Source organism: Thioflexithrix psekupsensis (assembly GCF_002149925.1).
Lineage (GTDB): Bacteria > Pseudomonadota > Gammaproteobacteria > Beggiatoales > Beggiatoaceae > Thioflexithrix > Thioflexithrix psekupsensis.
In genome coordinates this window covers 414,909-427,830 of record NZ_MSLT01000012.1, presented here as the reverse complement: position 1 = coordinate 427,830, position 12,922 = coordinate 414,909, and the positions used below count along the sequence as shown (strand labels likewise).

The window sequence follows — 12,922 nt, the reverse complement described above, 5'->3', positions numbered from 1 at the left end:
ATTTTTCATGAATGCCCTTATTACTCACGTTATTTTCGATTTAGATGGTGTGTTGCTGGATACCGAAAAATTTTACACGGCAGCCACGCAAGAAATTGCGAAGCAGTACGGACGCAGTTTAGACTGGGATACGAAGTCGCGGATGATTGGCCGCGACGTGCGCGTGGCGGCGCAAATTGTGATTGATGCACTACAGTTACCCTTGTCCATTGCTGAGTATGTAGAACAAAGAGATCGGCGATTGCGGGATTATTTTCCCCATGCGCAGGCGATGCCCGGCGCGGTGGCTTTGACCGCTAGCTTGCGCGCTCGCGCCATTCCCCATGCCATCGCCACCAGTTCGCCCAGTGAGTCTTTCGGTTTAAAAATGCAGCAGCATCAAGCATGGTTACAACAATTTGCTGCGGTGATTTGTGGAGACAGCGCAGGGATTCGGGCGTTAAAGCCTGCGCCAGATGTGTTTTTAGCCGCGGCCGCAGCCATGAACGCCCCACCCGCGCACTGTTTGGTGTTTGAAGATTCTCCCGCGGGTATTCAAGCAGCTAAAGCCGCGGGCATGTTTGTAGTCGCCTTGACCGATTCTGTGTATAACCCTGAAATTTATCAAGCGGCTGATTTACGTATTTCTCATTTGGGTGATTTTAATTTGCAGGATTGGGGATTGGAGTAATTAAACGCTTATTGTGGATTTTTTTGGCGCGGTAATTTTGCATCTATCTTCGTTTAATCACCCTTTATTATTTCCCTATTTTCCCGCTAATCTAAGTCCATCCCGAAAATTAAGCCCCATGAGAATCAGTTGTATCATACCCATGAGCAATTCGACGGTTTGTACGCTGTAAAAAACAAAATCAAACTGTCCCCTATTCGCTTGATAGGACAGAAAAAATGCGCAAGGTATCATGATTAATACCCCATTTAACACAATAAATTTCATGCGATTTTTTTTGTTATTGATAAAACGCCCGCCTCGATTTCCTGCGAGAAGAAAACCGCTCCCTCCCGTTATGGCCATGGCAGGAATCAAAATCAACATACCATAAAGAATGGCTTGCTTAATGAGCATCACATCTTGTTCAGAAAGGAACAACTCGGAAACAACACTGGCGATCCAAAAACCTAAAATACAAAACATCGCCACGACACTTGCTAGAACATGGATAATGGGTTTCATACGAATAAACGCTTTTAATTCAATAGTTGCAGGAAAATAGAGTTTAATTTTTTGACATCATAATGTCAATTATGCAATATAAACAATTTTATTTGCAAGGAAAGCATCATGTCTGACTTGACCAGAACCGCGGCGGGTGCTGCGTTGTCCGATTTAGTTTTAGATTTATTTCGCGTGAGTAATCAAATGCTGACTGCTGGGGATCGTTTGGTGGCCGAATTGGGTTTAACCAGTGTACGTTGGCAAATATTGGGCGAAATTGTTGCCGCAGAAAAACCACAGCCTGTTGCTTGGCTGGCGCGAGACATGGGAGTGAATCGGCAAAATGTTCAACGAGTGATTAATGATTTAGAAAAAGAAGGCTTGGTAACTTTCGCGCCTAATCCGCATCATAGACGTGCTTCCTTGGTGGTGTTGACAGAAAAAGGGCAGCAGATTTTTGATGCCGCGATGCGTTTACAAGTCCCTTGGATTAATCAACTCTCAGACGGACTTCACGTTGAAGAGATTAAAATCACCCATAAAATAATGACCGCTATTCAAGAAAAATTAGAACGCGATTTGTCGAGTTTTAATTCGTAGGATTTTATTCTTTAAAAGAATTAAAAAATTTTTTATCGCGATTTAAATCTCCCAACTAAGAACAGAATTCTTATCAAAAAAACCAACCCCAAAAACGAGGACAAAACATGTCACACGTATCAGGAAATCGATCATTTATTTCCTTGAACATTGCCGTATTGAGCATTTCTGACACTCGCACCGAAGCCACAGATGCCTCTGGTAAGGTTTTGATGGATTTAATCACGCAAGCAGGACATCGCGTGGCTGAAAAAACCATTGTCAAAGACAATATTTATCAAATTCGAGCGGCTTTATCTCGTTGGATTGCCGATGACGACATTACGGTGGTTTTAACCACAGGCGGAACGGGAGTTACAGGACGAGATTCTACGCCTGAAGCGGTTACGCCATTATTGGATAAGAAAATCGAAGGATTTGGGGAATTATTTCGCCAAATTTCCTATGAAGAAATTAAGACCTCAACCATTCAATCACGCGCTATTGCAGGTGTGGCCAATGGCACTTATATTTTTTGTTTGCCGGGATCATCAGGTGCATGTCGCACGGCATGGCATCATATTTTAAATGCGCAATTAGACTATCGCACGCAGCCGTGTAATTTTGTCGAATTAATGCCGCGCTTATTGGAAAAATAAATGTTTAATTCGACTGCGTCACAACAGCATTATGAAATGGCATTAACGCCTGAAGAATTTAAACGGATTTTTGCCAAAATGATGCCCGGTGTCCATGAGGCGCGGTCGGATTATTGTTTACAAATTCAAACGGCAACACTACACCTTCGCATTCAACTGATTCCACAACCTCCGCGTCGTATTGCTTTGCTCACTTTGCCGGTGACACGGGTTGAATTGTATTTTGATAACGATTCTGTGAGTGAACGTTTGGCTTTTATGCAGCGTTTTTCCCACTATTTTCAACGCGGTGGAGGATAAACGCTTTATTTCGTTGTTTTTCACAATAATTTTTTATATTTCAATAAGATAAAAAACACCACTCATACTCTGATCCGTAACGAATTCAATTTGTTATAATAGATATTTTTAGCTCTGGTCTTCTGCAAAAGTCATTGGCTGTTGGGACTGGGGGTGTCTCCTTAAATCGCAGTTTGTGGTGTTATGAATACAGAAAAATTGAAAGATGAATTGGCTCAAGTATTAGGTTACCATGAGGCCACTAAACATCATTTTCATCAATATGCTCGCGGCCCTCAATTCTTAGATTGGGATGATCAACCGGATCCGTTTCGACGTTTTCAAGGCGCGCCTTTATTTCCTCTGCCTCATCCACCGCATGATGTGACACAAGTGCCTTATTCTTCTGCTTTTTTACAGGGAAGTTGTCGCACGCAACCGCTGAATTTATCGCACATTTCACAATTGTTTTACAATAGTTTTGCCTTGTCCGCTTGGAAACAAGCCGGTGAGACACGCTGGGCATTGCGCGTGAATCCTTCCAGTGGCAATTTACACCCGACAGAAGTTTACTTGCTGTGCGGCGCGATTGACGGTTTACATCATAAACCTTCTGTGTTTCATTACGCACCCAAAGAACACGCTTTAGAACAACGGGCTGAATTGTCTCACACATTATGGACGAATTTATCGGCGAATTTCCCTGCAACTACTTGTTTTATCGGCTTATCTTCGATTCACTGGCGCGAAATGTGGAAATACGGAGAGCGGGCTTTTCGCTATTGTCAGCATGATATTGGACACGCCATTGCGGCATTAAGTGTGGCTGCTTCGGCTTTGGGGTGGACGGTGACATTGCTGGATGGCTTGGGAACAGAAGAATTAGTGCTACTTATGGGACTCACCCATTTGCGTGAAGGCAACGAAGCAGAACACCCCGATTGTTTATTGGCGATTTCTCCCACACCCACCGCCGCCGATGCACGGCCAGAGGCGACAGCAATCCAAGCCTTTGCTCGCTTACAGTGGCGCGGTGAAGCCAATCGTTTAAGCCCTGAACATTTGCGTTGGCGTATTATTGAACACGTCACCATTGCCACGCATAAAGCCGCCGGCGATTTACCTTATACAATAACGCCTACAATTCCCACCTCTTCCGTAGTCCACGATGTCCGTCAAAATGAACCCAGTATTCATGATATTGTGCAGAAGCGACGCAGTGCGGTGGCGATGGACGGACACAGTCATTTAAGCGCATCGCATTTTTTTCGCTTGTTAAAACGTACGTTGCCCTTGCCCGGACAAGTGCCTTTTACCGCAGTGGCGTGGCCTGCCCAAGTTAATTTAGTGTTACTGGTACATCGCGTGGAAGGGTTGGAATCTGGACTTTACTTGTTATTGCGCGAGGCGAATGCGAAAGAACGTTTACAAGGCTTGTTAAAACCTGAATTTTCTTGGCAATCTGTGCCTTCTTGTCCCGACGATCTGCCCTTATTTCACCTGACTTCGGGCGATGGGCGACAATTGGCTAAACAAGTTTCTTGTCATCAGGCAATTGCGTCGGATGGTTGTTTTGCGGTATCCATGTTGTGCCGTTTTCAACCGACATTAGCCGCGTGGGGTGCGTGGTTTTATCCGCGTTTATTTTGGGAAACGGGTTTGATTGGCCACCTGTTGTATTTGGAAGCAGAATTTAATCAGTTGGCAGGTACAGGAATTGGTTGCTTTTTCGATGATGCCGTACATGAAGTGTTAGGTTTAACTGGAGATGAGTACCAATCACTTTATCACTTTACTGTCGGTGGCCGCGTCGAAGATTCGCGTTTACTGACCTTGCCCGGTTATGGCAATTAATTGTTTTTATTAACAACCTAAACAGAAATAATTTGAACTATTAGCATTTCTACCGCCCCCTAACCCCCCTCCTGCTAGGAGGGGGGAATAAGAGCTTGTTTTTATAATTAAAATTTAACAAGATAACCTCATCTCTTCCCCCTCCTAGCAGGAGGGGGCAGGGGGCGGTAGAAATGTGAAAATTCTGAACAATTTTAGTAGCTGAATATTTTTGTTTAACGACTTATTTTTATTTAACCACTTATGACCACAAAATAAGGAAATTTCTCAGTGACTACTTACGCAACAGAAGACGAACAAGTTGAAGCCATTAAAAAATGGTGGAAAGAAAATGGCTTATCCGTCGCCGCCGGATTAATTTTAGGGGCATCTTTATTATTAGGATGGCAAGCGTGGCAGGCCTACACGCAACAAAAAGCAGAAACAGCCTCAGCGCAGTATGAACAAGTGTTGTTAGCGATTGAAAAAAAGCAATCCGACCAATTACAAGGATCGGCTAGAGCGTTATTAGCAGATTACAGTAGCAGTCCTTACGCCAGTTTAGCGGCTTTAGCCTTGGCAAAACAAGCGGTTGACGACAATCAGTTAGATGCCGCTCACGCGCATTTGCAATGGGTACTCGATCACGGTAAACCTGCACATGTTAAACATATCGCACGTTTACGCAAAGCACAGTTATTTTTAGATCAAGACAATATTGCCGCGGCAAAAGAGGTGTTAAAAGTGCCTGAAAAAGCGGATTTTGTCGCGGCTTATGCTGAATTAGAAGGCGATATTGCGTTGGCTGAAGAGGCGTTAGAGGCGGCGCGAGTTGCGTATCAAAGCGCGTTGGATTATAAGGAATTAAACAGTGCGCACCGTCGTTTATTACAAATGAAATTGGACAATGTCGGCCAATCAGATACCGATCACTTATTGGCACAAGCTCCAGAATTGCCTGCGGCCGAAGAAACTCCTCCGGCTAATCCTATTGAAATGACTTTAGTTCCCGATCAAACCGGTTTGCCTGAAGCGATCCCGTCTATCGAAGTCACGCCGGTTACGGAAACAGTGGAAATTCCCGCGGAAACTCCTGTGGTAGAAACAGTGGTCACCCCCGCGGAAACTCCTGTGGTAGAAACAGTAGTCGCTCCCGCGGAAACTCCTGTGGTAGAAACGGTGGGAATTCCCGCGGAAACTCCTGTGGTAGAAACAGTAGTCACTCCCGCGGAAACTCCTGTGGTAGAAACAGTGGTCACTCCCACAGAAACTCCTGTGGTAGAAACAGTGGTCACTCCCGCAGAAACTCCTGTGGTAGAAACGACGGTTGAAAATACACAAACGCCCACGCCTGAAGTTACTCCTTCCGTCCAAGTCACTCCAGTGACAGAAACTGTACAAGCACAAGAAGTGGCTCCGTCTGAAATTCCACCCGCACCGGTATCGACAGAGGAATAACCTAATGTTACGTGTGTTGATAGGAATTGGGTTATTGTCGGTGCTATCGGGATGTGGTTTATTCACCCAAAAAGATGTCACCCGTGAACCTGCGCCATTGGTTGATTTTACTCCTAGCGTTGCCGTTTCGGGATTGGTGCAATGGACGGTAAAAGCCAGCAGTGGCCTAAAAGCAGAACAATTTTTGCCGCTAAAACCCGCTATATTCGACCGTAAAATATTTGTCAGCGATCCCAGAAATGGCGTTACTGTATTTAATGCAGATACAGGAAAAGTGGTATGGAAGAATGCGTTAAAAAATATTCCTGTCTCCAGCGGCCCCGGTGTCAATCAAGAATTAGTCATTGTGGGATCAAATAAAGGCGATTTAATCGCCTTAAATAGCACCACCGGTGCAGAAGTATGGCGTACCGAATTGTCTAGCGAAATATTGACTCCGCCACAATTGGCACAAGGCGTTGTGGTGGCGCGGACTTTAGATGGCAAATTGTGGGGCATTGATAGCCGTAGCGGCCAACGGACTTGGGTTTATGAACGGACTGTTCCTGTATTGACTTTGCGCGGTGCAAGTACGCCTGTTTTGGTCAGCGGCGCGGTGATTGCGGGTTTTGATAACGGAAAATTGGCCGCAGTACAGTTAGACAACGGCGCATTGTTGTGGGAAGCCAGTATCGCCGTACCACGCGGCCGCTCCGAATTGGAGCGTATGGTTGATATTGACGCAGACCCTGTGATTATGGGGGATGTTTTATACGTCGTCAGTTACCGCGGGCGAATGGTGGCGATGGATTTGTACAGCGGCCGTGTTTTGTGGGAGCGGGAAATGTCTTCTCATGCGGGTTTAGGCGCGGATAATCGCTATGTTTACGTGACAGATGATCAAGATCATGTGTGGGCTTTGGATCGTTTTACTGGTTCTGCGGTGTGGAAACAGACCAAATTGGAAAATCGCCAATTAACCGCCCCCGTGAGTACAGGACAATATGTGATTGTGGGTGATGTAGAAGGTTATTTACACTGGATGCGTGCTGAAGATGGGCAGTTTGTCGGTCGTCACCAAACGGATAAAAGCCGTATTTTAGCCCCGCCGATTTTAGCACAAGACCGTCTTTATGTTTACAATCAAAGTGGACGAATCAGTGTATTGGCTGTGCCTTAGTGAATGGATGCTCAGAAAAGATAAATGGGAGACAATGAAATAATGCACGCCAATACGCTGCAAAAATGGCAACATTCTCATGATTTTCGTGTAGATAATATACAAGGCGAGATGCAAACGCGACGAGTGCTGCTTTTAACCGGCAGTATGATGTTGATTGAAATTGTGGCGGGATTCGCTTATGGATCAATGGCTTTGTTAGCCGATGGTTGGCACATGGGGACGCACGTGGCGGCATTTGCCATTACTTTATTTGCTTACCAATATGCGCGTCGTTACGCTCAACATCCACAATTCAGTTTTGGCACGGGCAAAGTCAACGTGTTGGGCGGATTTGCCAGCGCGGTGGCTTTGGCGGTGGTGGCGTTGATCATTGGCTTGGAATCAATACAACGCCTTATTCACCCAGAAAATATCCATTTTAATGAAGCCCTAATTGTTGCCGTATTGGGTTTGCTGGTGAATTTATTTTCTGCTTGGTTATTGCGCGATCATCATCACCATCACCATGAACACGATCACCCCGCACATGATCACCATGAACATGAACATGATCATAATTTACGAGCAGCTTATTTTCATGTTCTAGCGGACGCATTGACTTCGATTTTAGCGATTATTGCGTTATTAATTGGAAAATATGCGGGAATTATTTGGATAGATGCGGCAATGGGCTTAGTGGGAATGGGGATTATTATGGTGTGGGCTTTGGGTTTATTAAAGGAAACCAGTCCTATTTTATTAGACCGTAATTTAAATGATCCATTAAGAAAAAAAATCCAGCAGAAAATTGAGCAAGATTTAGACAATCGAGTGGTTGATTTACACGTGTGGCAAATCAGTCCTAATCATTACGCGGCAATTGTGGTTCTCGTGACTGATTCGCCGCAAGAATCAAGTTATTATAAGCAGTTATTACACGAATTTGAATTGGCACATTTATCAATAGAAGTGATTCGTTGTGAAGAACAATGTGTTCAGTTAAATCTCGCCAAATAAAGCCGTTCCTACGCGAATATGGGTTGCACCTGCGGCAATCGCCCATTGGAAATCATGGCTCATTCCCATTGATAAATAAGAACGCGCTGCGGGTTGCGAATGAAGTGGCAAGGTTTCGGCCAATTGTGCCAAACGCTTAAACCAAAGCAATAAAGATTCATTCGCAGCCTCATAAGGCAGTAAAGTCATTAAACCTTGCACCTGTAAATAAGGCAATTGTTGAATGGTTAATAAATCATTTAATAAGGCCGTTCTTTCCTGCTCATGTTCTGGCCACAGCGCACACGGCCAACCGCTTTTTGATAATTCGCCTGAAATATTGACTTGTAAAAAAACAGGTAAATGGCGATTGAACACTTGTAATTGTTGAGACAATCGTTGTGCAATTTTTAATCGATCTAGCGCATGAAAATAATGCGCATACCGCGCCACGGCTTCACTTTGGCGGGATTGCAAATGACCGATAAAATGCCATTTTAAATCAGTAAGATGAGCTAATTGCTGGGCTTTTTGGGCTAATTCATCGCTGCGATTTTCGCCAAAATCCCGAATACCCAACGCATAACAGGCTTCAATCGCGGCAATCGGTTGTTGTTTACTGACCGCAATTAAAGTAATTTCTTTAGGATCACGCTGGGCTTGAAAAGCAGCCGCTTTAATCTGCGTTTGTACGCGCTCAAGTGCTTGTTGATACCGTTGCAGCAAGGTTACATTAACCATTCCTTGTTAATCCAATTTATTCCTTAATCAATAAAAATCATCATGCCTTCAATTTCATTGTGGGCAATCTCGTTATCCATTTCTTGATTAACCGATTTCCACACTTTGACCAATAACTTTTTTGGCTCAGTCACGGTGAGAATGTGATATTTCTGCATTAACATTTGAATGCGGTCGCGTTTCCACAGTTGTTTCAACTGTTCTATCTCGCTTAATTGCTGTAAACGCAACACACAAATATGTCCCTGCATGGCGATATTTAAAGCCCGCCGAAATCGCGCCCCCACATGCGTCATATCGCGCAAATCGTCCGATTGAGTCAATACCGACATAAATGCCCGCTCTTCCAACAGCACACAATGATTGGCCGATTCGCCTTCTAAACCAAAAGCAATTTTAACTTTCTTAAAATGCAAAGCCAACAGTTGATATAAACGTTTATGCGGTTCTAATTGGGCAATAAGCGTTTTATAATCCGCTTCGCTACCAATCACCATTAATAATTCTCGTTGGCAAATATTAAGATTTAATAATAAACCCTTTAAGCGCAATGCCGCCAATTTTTTATAAGAAAAAGCGTGCATATCCGCACAAAAATCGTTCAACAAATGAATGCTATTTAAAAAATCGCCCGCAAAACTGGGACGAGTCAACACTTTACGTGCTTAAATATCTTGAATACTTACAACATGATGAGGCGGATGAGCAACCGTAGTTTTAGCGTCCATTGTAAATGCCTACTGATGTAATCTGTAATGAAAGGGATTAAGAATAATTTAAGGTGATATTCTTGTAATCTAGCAGTATTGTGCAATTCATTGAAAGAATCAAGGGATAAAAACATTTATATTTTTGCTTATTTGTTTAAATTAGAGAATAAATAAAGTGATTGATTAAATTTTTCTCACTCCCACGCGCTAACGTGGGAGGTATCGAACTTTACATTAGGCGATGTCCAGAATTCCAATTACTGCAACAAAAAATTCCCCACCACAATATGCGGATAACGATGCACTTGACCGGCTTGATCCGTTGCCACAAGGTTAAATTGTCCCTTACTTGTCCCAAAAAAATGACTCACTGTCCCTGCGGGTAAACTGCCTGCGGGATAAGTGTAATCGGCGCGGTATACTATATCTCCGTTAGGTAACACTTCCTGTTGACGCAAGGCCACACGCACATCCCCTTCTACTTGGGTTAAAACCACGCTATCCAGCGGCGCAATCCCCGCTCGCACCAAAGCCACCACCGTCAATTGTGAGGCGTGGCGATCTAACAAAATCGGATCAAATCCCGCCGCTAACACTTGAGGAAACGCCCGCCGTAACGCCACATGTGTACTCGGCTCTACATGCAAAGCCGCCGCAGGACGCATTAAACGTGGATATTGTCCAATTTCTAAATTCGGATAAGCATGAAATTGACCGCTTTGATCTTGGGCTTGTACTCTGAATTGATTTTTTTCTACGCCAAAAAAATCCCCCATGGTCGCGGCTTGCCATTGTCCACGTGGAAAAGTGTAAATCCCTTCAAATCGCTGCAAGCCATTGTCATAAGTCGCTACCGGCGATAAAAAGAGGTGAAAATCGCCTTCATTGGCCAGTAAACGCACGCTTTGAATGGGTGTTGCTCCCGTGCGCACTAAGGCAAAAATTCGCACATGGGTATCTAATACGTCTAACAACATGGGATCAAACCCTGCCATTAACACTTGCGGCCGCTCCCGCGCCATACCCACAATAGGCACTTCTGGCGTATTTCTATCAAATGCCACAATGGGCATAGACACCGCCACACTGTGTTGCGTCAAAGGAGAATAAACTTCTAACACCACAGGATAACTGCCTTCGCGTTGATACGTATGAATTGGATTACGTTGGGTGGACACTTCTCCGTCGCCAAAATGCCACAAATAATGCAATTCATCCCCCAGTCCCGACTGCAAGGCCTGCGATTGATTCGTAAAAAAACTACGCAATGGCCGTTCCCCAAATTGTGGTGACACAGTAAATTTGGCTTCTACATTCAATTGTCCCGTATCACTTATTAAAAAAGTGCGACGTTGATTCACCGTTTGCCCTTTGGCATTACGCGCATTTAAACTCACTTCATACAAGCCCGCTTTATGATAACGATGGACAACAATGGGTTGCGCGGTATTGATGGGTAAACTGTTATCTCCCAGATTCCACGTATAAAATTGTCCCGCAAACGCCAACGGCACTCGTCCCACAAAAGTCACTTGTTGCGGGTCTTGCGGATTCACGGCAATTTCTAACACAATAGGCACAGGCGTATTGTCCGTGACTTGGTTCAATTCCAACTGATACATCCCTTGTACACTGTCTTGCGCACTGGTCACTTCAATAAATAATGGCCGATCATCCGTCGGTAAATAACGAATTTGGGCATCAAACTCGCCGCCGCCGTCGTTATTTTCTCGAATACGTCGCATTAAGGCATCATATAAGTACAAATAACTGTCGAATTGCTGCGAACGCAGAGTAATCACTAATTCTTGACCGGGAACAGGATTGGCAATGAGATAACGATCTGCAAACGCACTGGTTCTGGTTTGTGACACACCATCGGCAGGCGATAATTCTCCGGTGACGCGATCATTGATTGGTAATATAATATCCGTTTCTTGTGGCTGTGCGGCGACTTCCACCACTTCGCTGTGCAAGGCCAATTCCCCTTGATCATCGCGCACGCGCAAACTCACCACAAATTGACCCGGACGAGTATAATTGTACTCTATCGTGTTTTCTGCTGTACATTGCCACGGACTGCCATCACCAAATCGCCAGCAACGTTCAGCAATTTGTCCCTCGGGATCGCGGCTAAAATCGGTAAAAGTCGCTGTCACCGGCGTTTGTAAAGGATAGGGCGTGACGCGAAACGGATGCACCAAAGGAGCTTGATTGGCGGGATTGCGCGTGATACTTAGCCCATATTCTCCCAATTGACGACGGCGATGGCTGGTCACTTCTAAGTAATAAGTGCCTTCTTGTGGCGCGGTAAAATGTAAAAACGCCGCCGTTGTATTATTGTGGGCATTATCATTGCCGGCCAATAGCGTTTGTCCGGTTTGATCGGCAAATAAATACAAATAGGGATCAAAATAAGCCGTTGCCTGTATGCCAACCGTTTCGCCCGCATTGAGGTGAAACGCATAAAAATGCGCGGGTGTGGCCGCACGACGGTGCGAATGGGGATCATTTTCGGTGAGTTCTCCGCGGCGCGGAGATTCATCGGGTGTTAAAAAAATCGCATTTTCAAAATGTTGGCTTGGTGTGGGAAGCGCAGGATTAAAATTAAGCAATTCGGGATAAGCGGCTAACCCAATATTTTCAAATAAAGCTGTAGGACTTTCTAATAATTGCGCGACAAATTCATCAGCCGCACTTAAACGGGGCAATTGCGCCACAAAATAGACCACCCGCCGTTGACTACGCGGTGGAATCGAAATATCACGGTAATGCCAACGCAATTGATTGCCTTGCAATTCTACGCTGGCTTGCACGGGGTGATTCACTTGAGAGTGGTAGTGCATTAAAACAGGGGCTTGAGAGTGATTTTGTGTCACTAAAAACTGCTCGGTTTGCCGTAAAATTTGCGGATGATTCGCGCCCAATTCTCCGAAAATTTCCACGCTCACCGTTTGCGCTTGATCGCTGTCGTTATAAATTAACTCACTATAACGGGCAAATTCGCCATATTTTGGGACATAAATCCGTCGCTGTACGCGCAACGCAGTGTTCGGAATCGTATAATCACTGGTGCGAATTTCTCGCCCATCAGGAGATAAACTATTGATTTGTCCCTGATAACTGACTTGGTTCACGCGCAAACGATACATATCCGCATAGGCTTGTTGGGTGCCGTGACGCAATGATCCGTGTTCACTGACATCATAATGGAAATCATTGGCATCAAGCAGCGTTATCGCGCCAATCCCGTGACTTATCCCCAATAACCCTATCCCAATAAGCCGACTAAATACAAGTCGCTGGTTCATAAAATGAATACTCCATAAACTGGATAAAAAACGCTATCATCCCGCAAACGGTGATGAAA

12 protein-coding genes are annotated in these 12,922 nt (G+C 44.7%); 8 read left to right on the top strand and 4 right to left on the bottom strand.

Features of this window, described 5'->3' with window-relative positions; translation table 11 throughout:
* The first annotated feature begins 7 nt into the window (after positions 1-7).
* Positions 8-670, top strand: a complete 663-nt coding sequence (locus tag TPSD3_RS07005; RefSeq protein ID WP_086487861.1) for an HAD-IA family hydrolase — start codon at positions 8-10, stop codon at positions 668-670.
* Positions 671-745: 75 nt separating this feature from the next.
* Here TPSD3_RS07005 and TPSD3_RS07000 read toward each other — a convergent pair whose 3' ends face one another.
* Positions 746-1,174: a hypothetical protein gene (locus TPSD3_RS07000; protein ID WP_086487860.1), complete on the bottom strand. Its 429-nt coding sequence runs from the start codon at positions 1,172-1,174 to the stop codon at positions 746-748.
* 108 nt (positions 1,175-1,282) lie between these two features.
* On the opposite strand from TPSD3_RS07000, the gene TPSD3_RS06995 reads away from it, so the two are divergent.
* The 7 genes from TPSD3_RS06995 (at position 1,283) to dmeF (ending at position 8,122) form a co-directional block, all read left to right on the top strand.
* On the top strand, positions 1,283-1,756 hold the full coding sequence (locus TPSD3_RS06995; RefSeq protein WP_086487859.1) for a MarR family winged helix-turn-helix transcriptional regulator: 474 nt from the start codon (positions 1,283-1,285) through the stop codon (positions 1,754-1,756).
* Positions 1,757-1,863: 107 nt separating this feature from the next.
* The gene (gene moaB / locus TPSD3_RS06990; RefSeq protein WP_086487858.1) at positions 1,864-2,394 is read left to right on the top strand and encodes a molybdenum cofactor biosynthesis protein B; all 531 of its coding nucleotides are present in this window, start codon (positions 1,864-1,866) and stop codon (positions 2,392-2,394) included.
* Positions 2,395-2,694, top strand: a complete 300-nt coding sequence (locus TPSD3_RS06985; RefSeq protein ID WP_086487857.1) for a hypothetical protein — start codon at positions 2,395-2,397, stop codon at positions 2,692-2,694.
* A 183-nt stretch (positions 2,695-2,877) separates the two neighbouring features.
* Positions 2,878-4,527, top strand: coding sequence for a SagB/ThcOx family dehydrogenase (locus tag TPSD3_RS06980; protein ID WP_086487856.1), 1,650 nt, complete (start codon positions 2,878-2,880; stop codon positions 4,525-4,527).
* Between the two features lie 270 nt (positions 4,528-4,797).
* Complete coding sequence (locus tag TPSD3_RS06975) at positions 4,798-5,964, top strand: YfgM family protein (protein ID WP_086487855.1); 1,167 nt, start codon at positions 4,798-4,800, stop codon at positions 5,962-5,964.
* Positions 5,965-5,968: 4 nt separating this feature from the next.
* Positions 5,969-7,123: an outer membrane protein assembly factor BamB gene (gene bamB / locus TPSD3_RS06970; protein WP_086487854.1), complete on the top strand. Its 1,155-nt coding sequence runs from the start codon at positions 5,969-5,971 to the stop codon at positions 7,121-7,123.
* A 24-nt stretch (positions 7,124-7,147) separates the two neighbouring features.
* The gene (gene dmeF / locus TPSD3_RS06965; protein ID WP_245391539.1) at positions 7,148-8,122 is read left to right on the top strand and encodes a CDF family Co(II)/Ni(II) efflux transporter DmeF; all 975 of its coding nucleotides are present in this window, start codon (positions 7,148-7,150) and stop codon (positions 8,120-8,122) included.
* On the opposite strand, the gene TPSD3_RS06960 is transcribed toward dmeF, so the two are convergent.
* The 3 genes from TPSD3_RS06960 to TPSD3_RS06950 all read right to left on the bottom strand — a co-directional run bounded on the left by TPSD3_RS06960 (position 8,105) and on the right by TPSD3_RS06950 (position 12,863).
* Complete coding sequence (locus TPSD3_RS06960) at positions 8,105-8,842, bottom strand: YggS family pyridoxal phosphate-dependent enzyme (RefSeq protein ID WP_086487852.1); 738 nt, start codon at positions 8,840-8,842, stop codon at positions 8,105-8,107. The genes dmeF and TPSD3_RS06960 overlap by 18 nt on opposite strands.
* Before the next feature lie 23 nt (positions 8,843-8,865).
* Positions 8,866-9,498 carry a hypothetical protein gene (locus TPSD3_RS06955; RefSeq protein WP_086487851.1) on the bottom strand — a complete coding sequence of 211 codons (633 nt, stop codon included), beginning with the start codon at positions 9,496-9,498 and terminating at the stop codon, positions 8,866-8,868.
* A gap of 311 nt (positions 9,499-9,809) precedes the next feature.
* A complete protein-coding gene (locus tag TPSD3_RS06950) occupies positions 9,810-12,863 on the bottom strand; it encodes a DVUA0089 family protein (protein ID WP_086487850.1) in 3,054 nt (1,017 codons plus the stop codon).
* Positions 12,864-12,922 lie beyond the last annotated feature (59 nt).